A 19,744-nucleotide genomic window follows, 5' to 3' on the forward strand; every position below is an offset into this window, starting at 1 on the left:
CCCGATTCCCTGTTGTTCCCCGCTCCGAAACCAAGGGGTTGTAGATGAAGAGAAGAACCACGACAGGCGCGGCGGCCGTGGGCGCGGTGCTCGCCCTCGCGCTGTCGGCCTGCGGCGGCGGCAGCAGCACGACGCCGAAGGACTCGGCGAAGCCGGCCGCCGACGGGGCGAAGGCGGAGTTCAACGCCGCCCTCACCGGAATCGTCAACCCGTCCGACAAGAAGGGCGGAGTCCTCAAGTTCGCCAACGAGGGTGACTGGGACTCGCTCGACCCCGGCGACACGTACTACGGCTACTCCTGGAACTTCGTCCGGCTCTACGGCCGCTCGCTGCTGATGTTCAAGTCGGCGCCGGGCAAGGAGGGCAACGAGCTCACGCCCGACCTGGCCGAGGGCATGGGCGAGCCGAGTGACGACGCCAAGACCTGGACGTACAAGATCAAGTCGGGTGTCAAGTTCGAGGACGGCACGCCGATCACGTCCAAGGACGTCAAGTACGGCGTGCTGCGCTCGCTCGACAAGGAGGTGTTCCCCGACGGGTACACCTACTTCAACGACTTCCTGGACCTGCCGAAGGACTACAAGGGTCCGTACAAGTCCAAGGGCGTCAACACGGACAAGGCGATCGAGACGCCGGACGACCAGACGATCGTCTTCCACCTCAAGCAGCCGCTGAGCAACTTCGACTACTTCGCCCAGCTCCCGGCGACCATCCCGGTCCCGGAGGCCAAGGACACCGGTGCGAAGTACCGCGAGCACGTGATCGCCTCCGGGCCGTACATGTTCCAGAAGAACGAGATCGGCAAGGGCTTCACGCTGGTCCGCAACCCCAACTGGGACGCGGCCACCGACCCGAACCGCCCGGCGCTGCCGGACAGCATCGAGGTCTCGACGAACGTCAACGCCGACGACATCGACAACCGGGTCCTGTCCGGCGACCTCGACGTCGCGGTGCTCGGCACCGGCATCAAGCAGGCCGCGCTCGGCCGGGTCCTCGGCGACCCGGCGGTCAAGGCCACCTCCGACAACCCGACGAGCACCCGTCTCTGGTACACGTCGATCAACGGCAACGTCCCCCCGCTGGACAACATCGACTGCCGCAAGGCCGTCCAGTACGCCGCGAACAAGGTGGACTACCAGACGGCGTTCGGCGGCGAGATCGCGGGCGGTCAAATCGCGACCAACCTGCTCCCGCCGGCGATCCCCGGCCACGAGGACTTCAACCTCTACCCGCCGGGCGCCGACAACAAGGGCGACCTCGCGAAGGCCAAGGAGCACCTGACGGCCTGTGGCCAGCCGGACGGTTTCGAGACCAACATCTCCTACCGCGCCGAGCGTCCGAATGAGAAGGCCGCGGCCGAGGCGCTGCAGCAGGCCCTGAGCCGGGTCGGCATCAAGCTGACCCTCAAGCCGTTCCCGCAGGCGGACTACTTCGCGCTGTACGCCGGCAAGCCGGGCTACGCCAAGGACAACAAGATCGGCCTGGCCCAGAACGGCTGGATGTCGGACTGGCCCGACGGCTTCGGCTTCCTCGGCCAGATCGTGGACAGCCGCGTCATCCGTGACACCGGTGGCTCCTCGAACATCAGCGTCCGGGACCCCGAGGTCGACAAGCTGCTCGACCAGGCGATGGCGGAGACCGACAAGACCAAGCGCGACGCGATCTGGACCGCGATCGACAAGAAGGTCATGGAGGACGCCTACATCCTCCCCGGCGTCTGGACGAAGAGCCTGCTCGTGCGCAGCAAGAACGCGACGAACATCTTCGTGAACGACGCCTACGGCATGTACGACTACCTGGGCCTCGGCGTCAAGTAGTCGCGTAACCGATCCGACAGACACGTGAACGCGGCAAGGGGGCCGGCTCGTCCGAGCCGGCCCCCGGAGCCGGGGGGATTGTGGTCACATACATCATCAGGCGGCTGATCTGGGCGGCCGCGATGCTCACCATCGTGAGCATCGTCACGTTCGCCATCTTCTTCCTGGTGCCGCGCCTGGCGGGCGCGACACCGGAGAGCCTCGCCACGCGCTACGTCGGCCGTACCGCGAACGCCGAACAGGTGAAGATCGCCGCTGAGAAACTCGGTTTCTACGATCCCCTGGTCGTGCAGTACGGACGATTCGCCAAGGGCATCGTCGCGGGCTCGGAGTACGACTACGGCCCGGGGGTGGAGCAGTGCCCCGCCCCCTGCTTCGGCTACTCCTTCCTCACCCGGCTGCCGGTCTGGCCCGACCTGCTGGACCGCGTGCCGGTGACGATGTCACTGGCGTTCGGCGCCGCGGTCATCTGGGTGCTCGCGGGCGTGGCGACAGGAGTGGTCTCCGCTCTGCGGAGGGGAAGCTTCTTCGACCGGGCCGCGATGACCGTCGCGCTCGGAGGGGTGTCGCTGCCCATCTTCTTCACGGGAATGGCGTCGCTGGTGGTGTTCAGCTACGGCTACCCGTTCGAGATCACCGCCCCCGGCGGCAGTTTCACCCCGTTATTCGAGAATCCCGTGGAATGGGCGTACAGCCTCATCCTGCCGTGGATCACCCTCGCCTTCCTGTACGCCGCCGGATACGCGCGGCTCACCCGGGCCGGGATGCTGGAGACGATGAACGAGGACTACATCCGAACGGCCCGGGCCAAGGGGCTGGCCGAGCGCACGGTGGTGCTCAAGCACGGCCTGCGCGGCGCGCTCACCCCGATCCTGACGATCTTCGGCCTCGACGTCGGCCTCCTCCTGGGCGGCGCGGTGCTCACCGAGAGCACGTACTCGCTGCCCGGCATGGGCAAGTACGCCATCGACGCGATCTACAGCCAGGACCTGCCCAAGGTCATGGGCGTGGTGCTGTTCGCCGCGTTCTTCGTCGTCGTGGCGAATCTGATCGTCGACCTGCTGTACGCGGTGGTCGACCCGAGGGTGAGGCTCTCGTGACCTTCCTGGAACTGAAGGACCTGCGGATCCACTTCCCGACCGACGACGGCCTGGTCAAGTCCGTGGACGGGATCTCCTACAGCCTGGAGCGGGGCAAGACCCTCGGCATCGTCGGGGAGTCCGGCTCGGGCAAGAGCGTCACCAGCCTCGGCATCCTCGGCCTGCACAAGGGCGGCCCGGCGAAGATCTCCGGTGAGATCTGGCTGGACGGCGAGGAGCTGGTCAGCGCCAGCGCCGAGCACGTACGGACCCTGCGCGGCAAGAAGATGGCGATGATCTTCCAGGATCCGCTGTCCGCGATGCACCCGTTCTACACGGTCGGCGCCCAGATCATCGAGGCGTACCGGATCCACCACAACGTGAGCAAGAAGGTCGCGCGCAAGCACGCGATCGACATGCTCGACCGGGTCGGCATCCCGCAGCCCGACCGGCGGGTGGACAGCTACCCGCACGAGTTCTCCGGCGGTATGCGGCAGCGCGCGATGATCGCCATGGCGCTGAGCTGCGACCCCGAGCTGCTGATCGCCGACGAGCCCACCACGGCGCTGGACGTCACCGTGCAGGCGCAGATCCTCGACCTGATGCGGGACCTGCAGCGCGACTTCAACGCCGCGCTGATCATCATCACCCACGACCTGGGCGTGGTGGCCGAGCTGTCCGACGACATCCTCGTGATGTACGCCGGAAAGGCCATCGAGTACGGCACGGCCGAGGACATCTTCGAGCGGCCGGAGCACCCGTACACCTGGGGCCTGCTGGGATCGATGCCACGGCTGGACCGGGAGCGCACCGAGCGCCTCGTCCCGATCAAGGGCACGCCGCCCTCGCTGATCAACGTGCCGCCGGGGTGCGCCTTCCACCCGCGCTGCGCGTACGAGGACCGCACCGGCGGCAAATCCACCACCGAGGTGCCGGCGCTCCTGGAGAGCGAAGGCGGCCACCTGGTGCGCTGCCACCTGCCCCGGGACGTCCGGCGGGCCGTCTGGGAGAACGAGATCAAGCCCAACCTGGAGGCGTCGTGAGCGCGCGTAGCGAGCGAGCCGGTCGACACGGCACGATCCGTCACGAGCCCACGAAGGAGGCATCGTGACGGACCCTCTGCTGAGTGTTCAGAACCTGCAGAAGCACTTCCCGATCACCCAGGGACTGCTCAAGCGCCAGGTCGGAGCGGTCAAGGCCGTGGACGGCGTCAGCTTCGACGTCGTCAAGGGCGAGACGATCGGCCTGGTGGGCGAGTCGGGCTGCGGCAAGACGACGACCGGGCGGCTGATCACACGGCTGATCGAGCCGACCGGCGGAAAGATCGTCTTCGAGGGCCACGACATCACCCACGCGTCGCAGGGGCGGATGCGCCCGCTCCGCCGCGACGTGCAGATGATCTTCCAGGACCCCTACAGCTCGCTGAACCCCCGGCACACGGTCGGCGCCATCGTCGGCGCGCCGTTCCGGATCCAGGGGATCAAGACCGAGCAGGGCACGAAGAAGGCCGTCCAGGAGATCCTGGAACTGGTCGGGCTCAACCCGGAGCACTACAACCGTTATCCGCACGAGTTCTCCGGCGGCCAGCGCCAGCGCATCGGCATCGCCCGCACCCTCGCGCTCAAGCCGAAGCTCATCATCGCCGACGAGCCGGTGTCCGCGCTGGACGTGTCGATCCAGGCGCAGGTGGTCAACCTCCTGGAGGACCTGCAGAACGAGCTCGACCTCACCTACGTGGTGATCGCGCACGACCTGTCGGTGGTCCGGCACATCAGCGACCGGGTCGCGGTCATGTACCTCGGCAAGATCGTCGAGCTGGCCGACCGCAAGAGCCTGTACGAGTCGCCGATGCATCCGTACACCAACGCGCTCCTGTCGGCCGTGCCGATCCCCGACCCGAAGCGGCGCAAGGAGCGCGAGCGCATCCGGCTGCAGGGCGACGTCCCGTCGCCGCTCAACCCGCCGCCCGCCTGCCGCTTCCACACCCGCTGCTGGAAGGCGCAGGAGATCTGCTCGCAGGTCGAGCCGCCGCTGCTGGCGCTCGCGACCGGCCACCAGGTGGCGTGTCACTTCCCGGAGAACGCGCCCGCGCCGGGGGACGTCTCCACGACCGGAGACGGCTTCGTGACCGCGGACGGCGGCCCCGCGGCGGAGTGACGCCCGATCACGCCGGTGGGCCCGTCAGGAACGGGTCCCCGGCGTGATCAGCCCGGTCTCGTAGGCCAGCACCACGGCCTGCACCCGGTCGCGCAGGGACAGCTTCGTCAGCACGTTGCCGACGTGCGTCTTCACGGTGGTCTCGCTGACCACCAGCTTCGCCGCGATCTCGGCGTTGGACATGCCCTTGGCGATGAGCTGGAGCACTTCGAGCTCACGCTCGGTCAGCCGGTCCAGCCGCGCCGGGATCGCACGCTCGTGCGCGGACGGCAGCCGGGTGGCGAACCGGTCGAGGAGCCGCCGCGTGACGCTCGGCGCGACGATCGCGTCTCCCGCGGCGACCACGCGGATGGCCTGGACGAGATCGTCGGGCGGCACGTCCTTCAGCAGGAACCCGCTGGCCCCGGCGCGCAGCGCCTCCACGATGTACTCGTCCAGGTCGAACGTGGTCAGCACGAGGACCTTCGGCACGTGCGCGCTCGCCGCCGCCTCCCTGACGATGCGGCGGGTCGCCTCGATGCCGTCCATGCCCGGCATGCGGACGTCCATGAGGATGACGTCGGGCAGGAGCGCCCGTGACTGCTCCATCGCCGTCGCCCCGTCACCCGCCTCGCCGACCACGGTGACGTCCTGCTCGGCCTCAAGGATGAAGCGGAATCCGGTACGCAGCAGCGGCTGGTCGTCCACCAGCAGCACTCTGATGGGCATCATCTGTCCTTGAGGGGGAAACGGGCGCTGACCTCGAACCCGCCCCCGTCGCGAGGACCGATCCGCAGGACTCCACCATAAAGGGCGACTCGCTCCCTGATGCCCACGAGACCGTGACCGGTCCGTCCCGGTGGCCGCTGCTCCGCCGCCGGGCCGCGCCCGTCGTCCTCCACATGGACCAGCAGTTCGCGGCTCTCCCGGCGTACGGTCACCCACGCCCTGGCGGCGGGACCGGCGTGCCGGAGGCTGTTGGTGAGGGCCTCCTGGATGAGGCGGTAGGCCGCCAGGTCCACGCCGGGCGGCAGCGCCCGCTCCTTGCCCTCGGCGGCGCCGCCGACGTCGCCCTCGACGCTCAGCTGGGTGCGCAGGCCCGCCTCCCGCATCTGCTCGACCAGCGTGGGCACGTCCTGCACGCCGGGCTGCGGCCCGAGCTCCGCCGGGCCGTCGGTGCGCAGCACCCCCACGATGCTGCGCATCTCCGCCATCGCCGTGCGTCCCATCTCCTCGATGGCTGTCAGCGCGTCGCGGGCCACGTCCGGCTTGACGGCCAGCATCTTGCGCGCGGCCGCGGCCTGGACGGTCATGACGCTGACGTGGTGCGCCACGACGTCGTGCAGCTCACGGGCGATGCGGGACCGCTCCTCGGCCCTGGCGGCCCGGGTGTCGGCCTCCCGCGCGCGCTCCAGCCGGTCGGTACGGTCCACCAACTCGGCCAGGTAGGCCCGGCGCAGCCGGACGCTGCGGCCGCCCATCCAGCACAGCATGGTCAGCACGACGACGATGACGTGATCCGTCCACGAGGCCGGCTCCCCGCTCAGCAGGACGCCCACGGCGTACCCGAGGCCGGTGACGGCCAGGGCGATCAGGCTGAGCGCGAGCCCGCGATGCGCGGCCACGGAGTAGAGGAGGATGAGCGCCGCGACACCGCGCAGGCCGGGGCTGTGGCCCAGTGCCTGGAGAGCCAGGCCGGGCAGCGTGGTGAACGTGAGAGCGAGCAACGGCCAGAGGCGGCGCGCCGCCACCGGCAGCGTGCACAGCGCCGCCAGGACGAGGCTGAGCGCGTCGGGGTCCCGCAGCTGGGGGACGGAGGAATCCGGCCACTGCACGGACCCCATCAGCGGGATGAGCGCGAGCGAGGCCGCGGTCAGGGCCACCGCCAGAACCGAGTCGTTGATCAGATGGTGAGATCGGATCCGAGATCTCGGACTACCGGGGGTGGGACGCACGGATCCAAATTTACGGACCCATCCTGGGAGTCCGCCCCTGCCGTGGGCGGATATGCGGCTCGTCCGAACGGATGAGCCGGAGCGCCGGTCCCCATGTCAACCGGCGTGACCCCCCGTCACAGCTCGTCGCGGGCCGCCGCGCCCGCCGGTGCGCCCGCTGATGTCCCGGTTGCCACGCCCGCGGGCGTGCCCTTGGTCACAGCTCGTCGCTGGCGGCCCGGTGGCTGCTCCTGCGCGAGCTGAGCCCCGGCTCCCGCGCGGGGACGGGCGGGGGAGTGCCGCCGAACTCGGGGCACAGCGCCTGGTGGTCGCACCAGTCGCACAGCCGCGAGCGCCTGGCCCGCCACTCACGGGACCGCAGCGAGCGCTCGATCGCCTCCCAGAGCGCCTGGACCTTCCTCTCGGTGGCCCGCAGGTCGGCCTCGTCGGGCACGTACCGGATGATCTCGCCGTTGCCGAGGTACATCAGCTGGAGCATCCGCGGCACGTTCCCGTGCAGCCGCCACAGCGCGAGGGCGTAGAACTTCATCTGGAACAGCGCCTTGGCCTCGAACTCCGGCCCCGGCGCGCTGCCCGTCTTGTAGTCGACGACCCGCACCTCGCCGGTGGGCGCGACGTCGAGCCGGTCGATGTAGCCGCGCAGCAGCAGCCCGCTGTCCAGCACCGCCTCGACGTACATCTCCCGCTCCGCGGGCTCCAGGCGGCGCGGGTCCTCCAGGGTGAAGTAGCGCTCGACCATGCCCCGGGCCTGTGTGAGCCAGCCCTCCCGCTCGTCGTCGTCGGCGAACAGCCCGGCGTACTCCGGCTCCTCCTCCAGCAGCCGCCGCCACTGCGGCTCCAGCAGCTCCTGCGCCGCGGCCACCGTGCGCGCCTCGGCGGGCAGGTCGTACAGCCGCTCGAGGACGGCGTGCACGAGGGTGCCGCGGACCGCCGCGGGGGAGGGCCGCTCGGGCAGCTGGTCGATCACCCTGAACCTGTAGAGCAGCGGGCACGTCATGAAATCGCCGGCACGGGAAGGGGAAAGGGCGCCGATGATCGCGCGCTCTTCGGTGAGGGCCATGTCCCGCACTGTAGGCCACCGAGCCGACAGAATCCCTCCCCAAGGCACCGGGTGCCCGCGTCGGGCATGGCCTGCGCTCACCTCCCGGCGCGTACCATCAAGGCCAAGGAGGGAAGACGACCACCATGAGTACCCCTGTGAATGGCTCCCCCGGACTGCGAATGGGACGGCCGTTCGGCATCCCGGTCTACGTCTCGCCCACCTGGCTGATCGTGGCCGTCTTCATCACCTGGACCGCGGAACCGTGGTTCGCGGGGTCCCTTCCGGGGTTCGGACCGCCCGCCACGTACGCGGTGGCCCTGGTCTTCGCGGTGCTCCTCTATCTTTCGGTGCTCGCGCACGAGCTGGCCCACTGCGTGGTCGCCAAGCACTACGGCTATCCCGTACGCAGGATCGTGCTCTACATGCTCGGCGGCGTCTCGGAGATCGAGCGCGAGCCGGACACCCCCGGCCGCGAGTTCTTCGTCGCCGCGGCGGGTCCGGCGCTCTCGCTCGGTCTCGGCGCCGTGGGTTACCTGCTGCTCACCTTCGTGATGCCGAGTGAGGGGCTCGCCTACGTGCTGGTCTTCCAGCTCACCGGGGCGAACCTGATCGTCGGCGTCTTCAACCTGGTGCCCGGCCTCCCGCTCGACGGCGGCCGCATCCTGCGCGCCGGTGTGTGGAAGATCACGAAGAGCCCCGTGAACGGCACCCTCGCCGCCGCCTGGGTCGGCCGCGGGCTCGCCGTGGTGATGATCGCGTGGCCGCTCCTCACGTCGGTGATGACCGGGCAGGACATCGACGTGCCCCTGATGATCTGGTCGGTCATCCTGGCGTCGTTCATCTGGATGGGCGCCACGCAGTCCCTGCGGGTGGCCCGGGTCCGGGCCCGCCTTCCCCACCTGCGAGCACGCGCCCTGGCCCGCAGAGCGCTCCCGGTGACCGCGGAGGTGCCCCTGTCGGAGGCGCTGCGCCGGGCGAGGGACGCAGGCGCCGGGGCGATGGTCGTGGTGGACCACGACAGCCACCCGGTCGCCATCGTCAACGACGCCGCGGTGAACGCCACCCCCGAGCAGCGCAGGCCGTGGGTGAACGTCGGAGCCCTCGCCCGCACCCTGGAGCCGTCCCTGGTGCTCGGCGCGGATCTCGAGGGAGAAGCGCTGCTCGACGCCATGCGCGGCACCCCGTCGGGGGAGTACCTCCTGGTCGAGCGGGGCGGCGAGATCTACGGCGTGCTCGTCACCGCGGACGTGAACCGGGTGTTCTCCGGGGTCTGATGATCTGACCCTCTTCCCACTCGTCTAGTGAGGGCCTCTGGGGCTAGTGTTCTGGTCAAACTGATCAGGAGCGTGTAGTGGCCAGCCCCCTGAGCGTCGGCGTACCGACCCGCGAGCCGTCCGGCGCCGTGACCGTGGCGGCGCGTACGGGAGCGGACCGGGCGGCGGCCCGGCCGGAGATCTCCGGGGGCGCGCGGTCTCCAGAAGGCCGCATGCCATTCTTTTTGCTACGTTCTGGGGTGATCGACCTGGTGTCGCCTACGGTCGCGTTCCGGGCCCGCTCGCCGCGGACGGATGTCCGGGTGAGCGCGCCGATGCCGGTGCCGTTCATCTGGTGGGGTTTCCGGAAAGGGAGAGTTCTGTGACGGAACAGGGCGTGGGGGTGGTCCGCCCGCTGCCGGGAGAGGGCGTCGTCGCCCATCTGAACGGCCTGCTGGTGGTCTGCGCGGCCGCGGATCAGGCGGTCGAGGATCTGCTCGCGGCGCTGCGCGAGACCGCGGCCTCGGGCGGGGACGGCCGGGCGCTGGCCCGCCGGGTCGCCCAGGTCCTGGCCGGGACGATGGACCGGACCACGGGCGAGCCGGTCGCGTGCGCGATAGCCGGGCAGACCGCGGGCGGTGTCGCGGTCCTGGTCAGCGGCGCCGCGGAGGCCACCGTGAGCGGTGGGCCCGACGGCGACGTCCGTCTTTCCGGGCGTGACGCCCTCACCTGGACCGACCGCCTCGTCCGAGGCCCCGTGACGCGGATCGAGCTGCGACTGCCCGGCGCCGGCCCCTCCAGCCCCTACTCGCGGCTCGACGGAGGCGTGGTCGCCGGCGCGGGCGTGGTTCACGACCTCACCGAGGCGGGCGGGACCGCGTTCCCTCCGCCGCCGCCGCACCGGCAGCCGATGCCGGGGCCGCCGGTCCTGCCGATGGAGCCGATCGCCGCGCGCGAGCCCGTCGTGCCGCCGCCCTCTCCGTTCGGCACCATGGAGCCGCCGTTCTCGCCGGGAGAGCCGCACAGGGAGCCGGGCCAGGTCCCTCCTCCGCCCTTCCCGCGGGTCGAGCCTGAGCGCGACTCGGGGCCGTTCGCCCTGCCGCCGCTGCCCGGGCCGCCCATGGAGCCGCTGCCGTACCCCGGGCCGCCCATGGAGCCGCTGCCGTACCCCGGGCCGCCGATGGAGCCGCTGCCGTACCCCGCGCCGCCGATGGAGCCGCTTCCCTACTCCGGGCCGCCCGCGGAGCAGGTCCCGTACCCCGCGCCGCCCGCGGACTCGTTCCCCTATCCCGCGCCGCCCGCGGACTCGTTCCCCTATCCCGCGCCGCCCTTGTCCGGGCCGGATCCGGTCTCCGGCCCGCCGTCAGGACCGATCTTCGGCCCGATGGCCGATCCGGTCCCGGGCTTCGCCACGGGGCCGCAGCCGGAACCGGAGCAGCCCGGCGCCCACGAGAACGACGACGCGCCGCCCGCGCGCGACGCCGGGCCGTTCGAGCCGTTCATGAGCTCCCCGTCGCCCGCTTCCGACGAGGAGCAGGGGGAGTCCACCCAGCTCGACTCCGCGCCGGCCGACGGCCCGCTGCCCATGGTCTACGGGGTCGACTGCAAGAACGACCACTTCAACGACCCGCGCGCCCAGTTCTGCGCGGTGTGCGGCGTGCCCATCCCCGCGCACGTGCTCGTGCCGTACAAGGGGACGCGGCCGTCGCTCGGCGTGCTGCTGCTCGACGACGGCGTCACGCTGGGCCTCGACGCCGACTACGTGCTGGGGCGTGATCCCGAGCGTGCGCCGGAGGCGCAGTCGGGCGAGGCGAGGCCGGCCCGGGTGACCAGCCCCGACGGTTCGGTCTCCCGGCGTCACCTGCGCATCGCGCTGGACGGATGGGACGTCACGCTGGTCGACCTCGGCTCGGTCAACGGAACGCAGATCCAGCCGCCCGGCGACCCGAACTTCTACGACATCCCGCCGAACGAGGTCGTCGCCATCGCCCCGGGCACGACCGTGCGGATCGGGGTCTCCCGCACCATGCGCTACGAGCCGCACCGTACAGCGTGACCTCCGCGGGGGCCCGGAACACGGGCCCCCTCGGCCGCGCCGCGGCCGGCCGGAACTCCCTATGAGGCGAGCCGGTCCAGCTCGCGGAGGATGAGGCGTTCGAGGCGCTCGGGCGTGATCCGGTCGGGGTAGAGGAGCCGGTGCGCGCTGAGCCCGTCGACCAGCGCGAGCAGCCGCTCCGTCACGTCGTCGAGGTCCTCGCCGAGGTCTTCTGGCGCGGCGATCTCCCCGGCGTCGGCGGCGGACTGGAGCAGACTGCGCACGAGATAGCGCAGCTCGGCCGCGTCCTCCCGCTGGAGTGCGAGGAGCGCGGGGCTGCTCAGGCCGCGCCCCCAGAAACCCACTTCGAGGCCGGTCTCCCCGGCGCGTTCCTCGTCCAGCGGGAGGTTGTCCAGCAGCACCTCCCGCAGGGCGGCGAGCCCGGTGAGGCCGACGAGCTTCTCCTTCAGCCGGTTCGCGATGCGGCGGTGGGAGTCGCGCAGGGCCGAGAGCAGGATGTCGTCCTTGTCGGCGAAGTAGTGCGTGAGCACGCCGTTGGAGTAGCCGGCCTCCTTGGCGATCGCCCGGGTGGTCGCGCCCTCGACGCCGTCGCGGAGGATGACCCGCCGGGCGGCCGCCATCACCTCGTCCCGACGCTCGCCGTGGTCCACGATCTTCGGCATGACGGATCCTCCTTCGTCTGTTGACATTTTAGTCGGACGCCCGTCTATTATCCCGGGCATGACCGTCGTCACACTCGGCGTCCACATCGTGGACGTGCTGGCCCGCCCGGTGGAGTCGATCCCGCAGGGCCAGGACACCCATCTCCTCGAACAGATCCGTATCACGGCCGCGGGGGCGGCCGCGGGCACCGCGGTCGATCTGGCCAAGATCGGCGTTCCGGTGGCGTCCGCGGGCGCCGTGGGCGACGACGAACTCGGCGACTTCCTCATCATGATCATGGCGCGGCACGGTGTCGACGTCACCGGAGTCGTGCGCAAGCCCGGAGAGCAGACCGCCGCGTCCATCCTGCCGATCCGGCCGGACGGCGGGCGCCCCTCGTTCCACGTTCCGGGCGCGAACCTCGGGCTGTCCCTGGCCGACCTCGACAAGGAGCGGATCACCGGGGCGTCGGTGCTCCACCTCGGCGGCATGGACGTCACGTGGGGACTGCACGATCCCGCGTTCTTCGCCCTGCTGGACGAGGCGCGCGCGGGCGGCACGGTGGTCACCATGGACCTGCTGTCCAACATGCCGGACCTCGTGACGGGGGCCAGAACCTTCCTGCCGCACGTCGATCACGTCCTGCCCAACGAGGAGCAGGCGCTCATGCTGACCGGCGCGGACGGAGTCGAGGAGGCCGCCGCGGCCCTGCTCGGTGAGGGCGTGACGAGCGTGCTCGTCACGCTCGGGGGCGAGGGCAGCCTCGTGGCCACCTCGGACGGCCACACCAGGATCCCCGCGCTCGACGTCCCGGTGGTCGACACCACCGGCTGCGGCGACGCGTACTGCGCGGGCTTCATCGCCGGCCTCCTCGGCGGCCGCGACGTCATCGGCGCCGCCCGGCTCGGCACGGCCGTCGCCGCCAGGGTCGCCGGAGGGCTGGGCAGCGACGCCGACCTGGACGGCGTCGACCCGGCCGCCCTGTGACCATCCCCGACAGCACCAAGGAGATCTCCGTGACCGGTTTCTCGGACGCGTCGCTGCGCGAGCGCGCCGCAAAGGTCGTCCCCGGCGGCATGTACGGCCACCTCAACGCCGCCCTGCACGGCGACGCCTACCCGCAGTTCTTCGTACGCGGCGAGGGCGCCAGGCAGTGGGACGCCGACGGCCGTGAGTACGTCGACCTGATGTGCAGCTGGGGGCCGATGATCGTCGGGCACCGCAACCCCAGGGTCGAGGCCGCCGCCACGGCCCAGCAGGCGTACGGCGACTGCCTGAACGGGCCGGGCCCGGTCATGGTCGAGCTGGCCGAACTGCTGGTGGACCTGATCCCGTCCGCGGACTGGGCGATGTTCTCCAAGAACGGCACCGACGCGACCACACAGGCCCTCATGGTCGCCCGCGCCGCGACCGGGCGGACGAAGGTCCTGGTCGCGCACGGTGCCTACCACGGCGCGGACCCCTGGTGCACGCCCGGCCTGTCCGGCACGACGCCGAACCAGCGGGCCGACACGATCGAGTTCACCTACAACGACCTGGCCGGTGCCGAGGCCGCCGCCGAGGCGGGCGACATCGCGGCGATCCTGGTGACCCCGTTCAAGCACGACTCGTTCGAGGACCAGGAGTTCGCCGACGCGGACTTCGCCCGCGGCCTGCGCGCCCTCGCCGACCGGATCGGCGCCGCCCTGGTGATCGACGACGTACGCGCGGGCTGGCGGCTGGACCTGCGCGGCTCCTGGGAGCCCTTCGGCGTGCGGCCCGACCTGACCGCGTGGAGCAAGGCGATGGCGAACGGATTCCCGATCGCGGCGGTGACGGGCACCGACGCGCTGCGCGGCCCGGCCCAGACGCTGTACTCCACCGGATCCTTCTGGTTCTCGGCCACCGCGATGGCGGCGGCCAAGGCCACGATCGAGATCCTGCGCGAGACCGACGGCCCCGCGCTCATCGAGCGCGCGGGGACCCGGCTGCGGGAGGGCCTCGCCGCGCAGGCGGCCTCCCACGGCTTCGTGATCAACCAGACCGGCCCGGTGCAGATCCCGTGGTTGTCCTTCGAGGGCGACGCCACCCTGGACAAGGGCATGCGATGGGCGGCCGCGTGCCTGGGGGAGGGCGTGTACCTCCATCCCTGGCACAACTGGTTCCTGTCGACGGCGCACACCGACGACGAGATCGACCGGGCCTTGCTGGGGACCGACGCCGCCTTCGCCAAGCTCAGGGCGACGTTCGGCGCCGACTGACCGGCGGGCCCCGGCCCTTCACGGGTCGCGTCAGCGGGTGCGGGACCACTGGATGTCGTCGACGCGGGTGCCGCCGGGGCCGGGCAGCAAGTCCTTGACGAGCACCTCGCGGACGAACCCGGCGCGTTCGAGCACGCGGTGTGAGGCCGTGTTCTCGGGTGCCGTGCCCGCGACGATCCGGCGCAGGGAGGTGTGCGTGAAGGCCCACTCCACGAGCAGTTCCAGGGCGCGGGTGACGAAGCCGCGCCCCCGGAAGTCGGGATGCAGGCTGTAGCCCGTCATCGCCTGGTCCAGCGGCGGGATGAGGTTCGAGAGCTGGATGTCGCCCGCGAACGCGCCGGTGGCGGCGTCCCGGATGGCGATTGCGGCCTGGTGTCCGGCGAGCCACAGATGGCGGCCGTACCGGCAGCGTTCCACGCACTCGGCGTACTCCGGCGGCTCCGGCGGGACGTGGTGCTCGTAGACGTCGGGAACGGACGCCACCGCGTGGTAGTCGCCGGCGTCCGCGAGGGTGAGGGGCGTCAGCCGTACGACGCCGTCGGTCAGCTCTCCGCCGGGGAAGAAGGGCAGGTACGGCCGGATCGCCTCGCCGGAGTCGGACGCCAGGCGGGCGAAGGCCGCCGTGTCGGCGCGCGAGCCGTCCCGGGTCGGAAGCGCCCCGCGCAACACTCCCTCGCGCCGGAAACCGGCCGCGCACGCGACGCGCTGGCTCGCGACGTTCTCGATGTCGGCCAGAAGCGCGATCCGGGGAACTCCCCGGGCGAAGGCCAGCTCGGTCAGCGCCCGGGTGGCGGTGGTGGCGACGCCCCGCCCGCGCGCCCAGGGGGCGACCCAGTAGCCGATCTCGCCGTTCCCCTCCCGGTCGAGCGGCTTGTGCCCGATGACGCCCAGGAACTCGCCGGTGCCGGAGTCGGCGACGACGTAGTCGGCGCCTCCCGCCTCCCACGTCTCCCGTACGAGCCGGTTGATCCAGAACAGGGCGTCCTCGCGCGTGTAGGGCGAGGGGACGAGCGGGAGGAACCGGGCGATCTCGGGGTCGCCGCACGCCCGCGTCACCGCGTCGGCGTCGGCCTCCACAGGAGGCCGCAGTACGTACGACCCGGCGTGAACCACATCATTGGGAAACATATGGTGGTTTTACCAGGCGAACCGATCTCCGCGACAAGGGATTAACCGGCGGGACGGCGTGCGGGCGGAGGTGCGCCGGGCCCCGCGGCACGGCCGGGACGCGGACGAGACGCGGATGGGGACAGGGCAAACACGGATAGCCTTGGCCACATGGGTTTTCGCAGGCACGGGCCGTTCCAGGCCGGAGATCAGGTTCAGCTCACCGATCCGAAGGACAAGCGGCATACGGTGACGCTGAAAGAGGGTGGCGTCTTCCACACCCACAAGGGGTCCATCCCGCATGACGACCTGATCGGGCAGCCCGAGGGCTCCGTGGTGCGGTCCTCGGGGGGCACCGCCTATCTCGCCTTCCGGCACCTGTTGCAGGACTACGCGGTGTCCATGCCGCGTGGCGCGGCGGTGATCTATCCGAAGGACGCCGCGCAGATCGTCGCCATGGCCGACGTCTTCCCCGGGGCCCGCGTGGTCGAGGCGGGCGTCGGATCGGGCGCGCTGACGTGCTTCCTGCTGCGCGCGGTCGGCTCCGAGGGCTCCGTCACGTCGTACGAGCGGCGCGCCGACTTCGCCGAGGTGGCCACCAAGAATGTGGAGAAGTTCTACGGCGGCCCGATGGACCAGTGGCGCCTGGTGGTCGGCGACTTCGTCTCCGCGCTCGACGAGGTGGACGTCGACCGGGTGATCCTGGACATGCTCGCCCCGTGGGAGTGCGTGGACGCCGCGGCCAAGGCGCTCACGCCGGGCGGCGTGATCTGCTGTTATGTCGCGACGACGACGCAGCTGTCCCGGACGGTCGAGACCATCAGAGAACACGGGAGTTTCACGGAGCCCCATGCGTGGGAGACCTTGGTTCGCGACTGGCATGTAGAAGGGCTCGCGGTACGCCCCGACCACCGCATGGTGGGGCATACCGGTTTCCTGGTCACGGCCCGTCGCATGGCGGACGGCGTCACGCCGCCGCCGAGGCGCAGGCGCCCCGCCAAGGGTGCGTACGGAGAGGGGACCGAATCAGCATGACGATTCAGCCACAAACCGGCAAAGCCGCTTGAATGGGGAACATTCGGGTGAGTACCACTTGCTCACCTGAATAAACGGACCATTCGGGACTAAACACCGAACACCCAATGTAACTACACGAACACTGCCCGGCCAGGTTACGTACAGCGCCAAGATAGGTAGGGTCTTGAGTAGTCGTTCTCGACGGGGAAGGAGGTGACGGGGCGTGGCAGCTCGCGACGACGCTGAGGCTCGGGCCGCGCAGCGCGAACGGGAGGTCGCCGACCTCACAACACAGGTCTCCTTCCTGCAAGAGGAGATCACCGCACTGCGGCGGAAGCTGGCGGAGTCCCCCCGGCAGGCCAGAGTCATCGAAGAGCGTCTCCATGAGGCACAGGCCCAGGTGGCCGCCCTCACTGGGCAGAACGAACGGCTGGTCTCCACCCTCAAGGAGGCCAGGGATCAGATTGTCGCCCTCAAGGAGGAGGTCGACCGGCTGGCGCAGCCGCCGTCCGGTTTCGGCGTCTTTCTAGAGACGAGGGAGGACGGCACGATCGAGGTGTTCACCGGGGGCCGCAAGCTCCGGGTGAACGTCAGCCCCGCCGTGGACGTCGACTCGCTCAGGCGTGGCCAGGAGGTCATGCTGAACGAGGCGCTCAACGTCGTCGAGGCCCTCGGCTTCGAGGACGTGGGCGAGATCGTCATGTTGAAGGAGCTCTTGGAGGACGGCGACCGCGCGCTGGTCATCTCGCACGCCGACGAGGAGCGCGTGGTCAAGCTGGCCGACTCGCTGAAGGACCAGCCGGTCCGCGCCGGCGACTCTCTCCTGCTCGAACCTCGTTCCAACTATGTCTACGAACGCATCCCCAAGTCCGAGGTCGAGGAGCTCGTGCTGGAGGAGGTGCCGGACATCTCCTACGAGGAGATCGGCGGCCTCATGCGGCAGATCGAGCAGATCAGGGACGCGATCGAGCTGCCCTACCTCTATTCGGACCTGTTCAAGGAGCACAAGCTCCGCCCGCCCAAGGGCGTGCTGCTGTACGGCCCGCCCGGTTGCGGCAAGACGCTCATCGCCAAGGCCGTCGCCAACTCCCTGGCCAAGCAGGTCGCGGAGAAGACCGGCCAGTCCGGCAAGAGCTTCTTCCTCAACATCAAGGGTCCCGAGCTGCTCAACAAGTACGTCGGTGAGACCGAGCGGCACATCCGCCTGGTCTTCCAGCGGGCCAGGGAGAAGGCCTCCGAGGGCACACCGGTGATCGTGTTCTTCGACGAGATGGACTCGATCTTCCGCACCCGAGGCTCCGGCGTCTCCTCCGATGTCGAGAACACCATCGTCCCCCAGCTGCTCTCGGAGATCGACGGCGTCGAGGGCCTGGAGAACGTCATCGTCATCGGCGCGTCCAACCGCGAGGACATGATCGACCCGGCGATCCTGCGGCCCGGCCGCCTGGACGTCAAGATCAAGATCGAGCGGCCGGACGCCGAGGCCGCGAGGGACATCTTCTCCAAGTACCTCATCAGCGACCTGCCGCTGCACGCCGACGATCTCGCCGAGCACGCCGACAGCCGGGAGAGCACGATCGCGGGCATGATCCAGCGGGTCGTCGAGCGCATGTACACCGAGAGCGAGGAGAACCGCTTCCTCGAGGTGACCTACGCCAACGGCGACAAGGAAGTCCTGTACTTCAAGGACTTCAACTCCGGCGCCATGATCCAGAACATCGTGGACCGGGCGAAGAAGATGGCCATCAAGGAGTTCCTCGAGACCAAGCAGAAGGGCCTGCGGATCGCGCATCTGCTGGCGGCCTGCGTGGACGAGTTCTCCGAGAACGAGGACCTGCCCAACACCACCAACCCCGACGACTGGGCCCGCATCTCCGGCAAGAAGGGCGAGCGGATCGTCTACATCCGCACCCTCGTGCAGGGCAAGCAGGGCACCGAGGCCGGCCGTTCGATCGACACGGTGGCCAACACCGGCCAGTACCTCTAGGAACCACCTCCGGGGACCGGCTCCGGCTCGTGCGAAGGCCGGGAGGGGATCGCCCCTCCCGGCCTTTTCCTATTTCCCATGCGCGCGGCAATTAGTGCAGCGATGCTCCATTTATCCGGAAATGTACGAATTTCTCGGAAGTGGATGAGCTAATTCTGGAAATTCCGGGGAACCAAGAGCGGCAAAGTTACGTCAAAGGGGCGTGATCTACCTAGGTGTGCGCCCGTGACGCATGTCCGCTCGCGTGGTCTCGACACGGGTCCGGCGACGAGGGGGCCGCGCCTCGTCGAACTCGACGCGTTGCGCTTCGTCGCCGCGTTCGCCGTGATGTCCTTCCACTACATGGCGGCCAGCAAGTCGCTCTGGGGCGACTACCCCACGGCGCTGTTCGCGAGCGTCAACCGGGTCACGACCCTGGGCATCCTCGGCGTCGAACTGTTCTTCCTCATCAGCGGATTCGTCATTCTGATGAGCGCGTGGGGCCACTCCATCGGAGACTTCGTGGTCTCCCGGGTCTCCCGGCTGTACCCCGCGTACTGGTTCGTCGTGATCGCGCTCTTCGTGATGTACACCTTCGTCGGGGTCAAGGGCTTCGACCCCGGACTGTCGCTGCGCGACTACCTGATCAACCTGACGATGTTGCAGGGCGGTCTGGGCGTCGGACACGCGGGCGCCGTCTTCTGGTCGCTGTGGGTCGAGCTCAGGTTCTACATCCTCGTGGGCCTGTTCATGCTGTTCGGCATCACACTGCGGCGCTGCCTGGGCTTCATGACGGGCTGGCTCATCCTCGTGGTCGCCGCCGAGGCGACCCACAACGACGTGCTGACCTTCCTGTTCATGCCCCGCCAGGCCCCGTACTTCATCGCGGGCATGGCGTTCTACCTGATCCACAGGTTCGGTTCCACCCTCGTGCTGTGGGCCTTCGTGGCCGTCTCGTACGGGCTGTGCCTGCTCGCCGCCACGGAGCGGGTCAAGGGACGGGTGGACATGATCGGCTTCGAGCACTTCCCGGCTCCCCCCGAGGGCGCGATCATCGCGATCACGCTGATCTTCCTGCTGATCGCGGCGGTGTCCCTCGGCTGGCTGCGCTGGCTGCGGTGGCGCGCGCTGACCACCGTCGGCGCGCTGACCTACCCGCTCTACCTGGTCCACCAGAACGTCTCGGCCGTGCTCATCCCCGGCCTGAAGGACTCCGTCGGCCGCTGGCCCCTGGTCGGCCTCACCATGGCCGTCTCGATCGCGCTGGCGTACCTCGTCTACCGGCTCGTCGACAAGCCGGGGCAGCGCTGGCTGCGGGCGGCCCTGGGAGCGTCTCTGGACCGGATCCGCCTGCGCGGCGGGCGTTCCGGGCCGCCCCCTCCCGCGGAGGAGACACACGTCGCGACGCAAAGTAAGGAAGCATCTGTGCCGTAA

17 protein-coding genes are annotated in these 19,744 nt (G+C 70.0%); 11 read left to right on the forward strand and 6 right to left on the reverse strand.

Features of this window, described 5'->3' with window-relative positions:
- Positions 1-44 precede the first annotated feature (44 nt).
- From IMZ11_RS23810 to IMZ11_RS23825, 4 genes are all read left to right on the forward strand, one after another.
- Entirely contained in the window at positions 45-1,817 is a 1,773-nt protein-coding gene (locus tag IMZ11_RS23810) for an ABC transporter substrate-binding protein (protein WP_228644563.1), read from the forward strand.
- 80 nt (positions 1,818-1,897) lie between these two features.
- The gene (locus IMZ11_RS23815; protein ID WP_228644564.1) at positions 1,898-2,917 is read left to right on the forward strand and encodes an ABC transporter permease; all 1,020 of its coding nucleotides are present in this window, start codon (positions 1,898-1,900) and stop codon (positions 2,915-2,917) included.
- Positions 2,914-3,939, forward strand: a complete 1,026-nt coding sequence (locus IMZ11_RS23820) for an ABC transporter ATP-binding protein (RefSeq protein ID WP_228644565.1) — start codon at positions 2,914-2,916, stop codon at positions 3,937-3,939. The genes IMZ11_RS23815 and IMZ11_RS23820 overlap by 4 nt, the downstream gene beginning before the upstream one ends.
- 64 nt (positions 3,940-4,003) lie before the next feature.
- Entirely contained in the window at positions 4,004-5,053 is a 1,050-nt protein-coding gene (locus IMZ11_RS23825) for an ABC transporter ATP-binding protein (RefSeq protein ID WP_228644566.1), read from the forward strand.
- A 24-nt stretch (positions 5,054-5,077) separates the two neighbouring features.
- Here the strand turns inward: IMZ11_RS23825 and IMZ11_RS23830 are convergent, their stop codons facing one another.
- The 3 genes from IMZ11_RS23830 to IMZ11_RS23840 all read right to left on the reverse strand — a co-directional run bounded on the left by IMZ11_RS23830 (position 5,078) and on the right by IMZ11_RS23840 (position 8,047).
- Positions 5,078-5,761 (reverse strand): response regulator transcription factor, encoded by a 684-nt coding sequence (locus IMZ11_RS23830; protein WP_061255658.1) that lies wholly within the window; start codon positions 5,759-5,761, stop codon positions 5,078-5,080.
- Positions 5,761-6,915, reverse strand: coding sequence for a sensor histidine kinase (locus IMZ11_RS23835; protein WP_228644567.1), 1,155 nt, complete (start codon positions 6,913-6,915; stop codon positions 5,761-5,763). The genes IMZ11_RS23830 and IMZ11_RS23835 overlap by 1 nt, the downstream gene beginning before the upstream one ends.
- Before the next feature lie 268 nt (positions 6,916-7,183).
- A complete protein-coding gene (locus IMZ11_RS23840; RefSeq protein ID WP_228644568.1) occupies positions 7,184-8,047 on the reverse strand; it encodes a PD-(D/E)XK nuclease family protein in 864 nt (287 codons plus the stop codon).
- A 125-nt stretch (positions 8,048-8,172) separates the two neighbouring features.
- Here IMZ11_RS23840 and IMZ11_RS23845 point away from each other — a divergent pair, with 125 nt between their 5' ends.
- The gene (locus IMZ11_RS23845; RefSeq protein ID WP_228644569.1) at positions 8,173-9,303 is read left to right on the forward strand and encodes a site-2 protease family protein; all 1,131 of its coding nucleotides are present in this window, start codon (positions 8,173-8,175) and stop codon (positions 9,301-9,303) included.
- Between the two features lie 64 nt (positions 9,304-9,367).
- On the opposite strand, the gene IMZ11_RS23850 is transcribed toward IMZ11_RS23845, so the two are convergent.
- A complete protein-coding gene (locus tag IMZ11_RS23850) occupies positions 9,368-9,517 on the reverse strand; it encodes a hypothetical protein (protein WP_228644570.1) in 150 nt (49 codons plus the stop codon).
- Between the two features lie 147 nt (positions 9,518-9,664).
- Here IMZ11_RS23850 and IMZ11_RS23855 point away from each other — a divergent pair, with 147 nt between their 5' ends.
- Entirely contained in the window at positions 9,665-11,338 is a 1,674-nt protein-coding gene (locus tag IMZ11_RS23855; RefSeq protein WP_228644571.1) for an FHA domain-containing protein, read from the forward strand.
- Between the two features lie 59 nt (positions 11,339-11,397).
- On the opposite strand, the gene IMZ11_RS23860 is transcribed toward IMZ11_RS23855, so the two are convergent.
- Positions 11,398-12,000 (reverse strand): TetR/AcrR family transcriptional regulator, encoded by a 603-nt coding sequence (locus IMZ11_RS23860; RefSeq protein WP_228644572.1) that lies wholly within the window; start codon positions 11,998-12,000, stop codon positions 11,398-11,400.
- A 58-nt stretch (positions 12,001-12,058) separates the two neighbouring features.
- Between IMZ11_RS23860 and IMZ11_RS23865 the strand changes: the two genes are divergently transcribed.
- Positions 12,059-12,967, forward strand: coding sequence for a carbohydrate kinase family protein (locus IMZ11_RS23865; protein WP_228644573.1), 909 nt, complete (start codon positions 12,059-12,061; stop codon positions 12,965-12,967).
- 29 nt (positions 12,968-12,996) lie between these two features.
- A complete protein-coding gene (locus tag IMZ11_RS23870; protein ID WP_228644574.1) occupies positions 12,997-14,220 on the forward strand; it encodes an aminotransferase class III-fold pyridoxal phosphate-dependent enzyme in 1,224 nt (407 codons plus the stop codon).
- A gap of 30 nt (positions 14,221-14,250) precedes the next feature.
- On the opposite strand, the gene IMZ11_RS23875 is transcribed toward IMZ11_RS23870, so the two are convergent.
- The gene (locus tag IMZ11_RS23875) at positions 14,251-15,348 is read right to left on the reverse strand and encodes a GNAT family N-acetyltransferase (RefSeq protein ID WP_228644575.1); all 1,098 of its coding nucleotides are present in this window, start codon (positions 15,346-15,348) and stop codon (positions 14,251-14,253) included.
- 150 nt (positions 15,349-15,498) lie between these two features.
- Between IMZ11_RS23875 and IMZ11_RS23880 the strand changes: the two genes are divergently transcribed.
- The 3 genes from IMZ11_RS23880 (at position 15,499) to IMZ11_RS23890 (ending at position 19,744) form a co-directional block, all read left to right on the forward strand.
- Positions 15,499-16,362: a tRNA (adenine-N1)-methyltransferase gene (locus tag IMZ11_RS23880; protein ID WP_061255667.1), complete on the forward strand. Its 864-nt coding sequence runs from the start codon at positions 15,499-15,501 to the stop codon at positions 16,360-16,362.
- Between the two features lie 205 nt (positions 16,363-16,567).
- Positions 16,568-18,331 carry a proteasome ATPase gene (gene arc, locus IMZ11_RS23885; protein WP_228644576.1) on the forward strand — a complete coding sequence of 588 codons (1,764 nt, stop codon included), beginning with the start codon at positions 16,568-16,570 and terminating at the stop codon, positions 18,329-18,331.
- A gap of 225 nt (positions 18,332-18,556) precedes the next feature.
- Complete coding sequence (locus IMZ11_RS23890) at positions 18,557-19,744, forward strand: acyltransferase (RefSeq protein WP_228644577.1); 1,188 nt, start codon at positions 18,557-18,559, stop codon at positions 19,742-19,744.

It is taken from the genome of Microtetraspora sp. AC03309 (assembly GCF_020826795.1).
Lineage (GTDB): Bacteria > Actinomycetota > Actinomycetes > Streptosporangiales > Streptosporangiaceae > Microtetraspora > Microtetraspora glauca.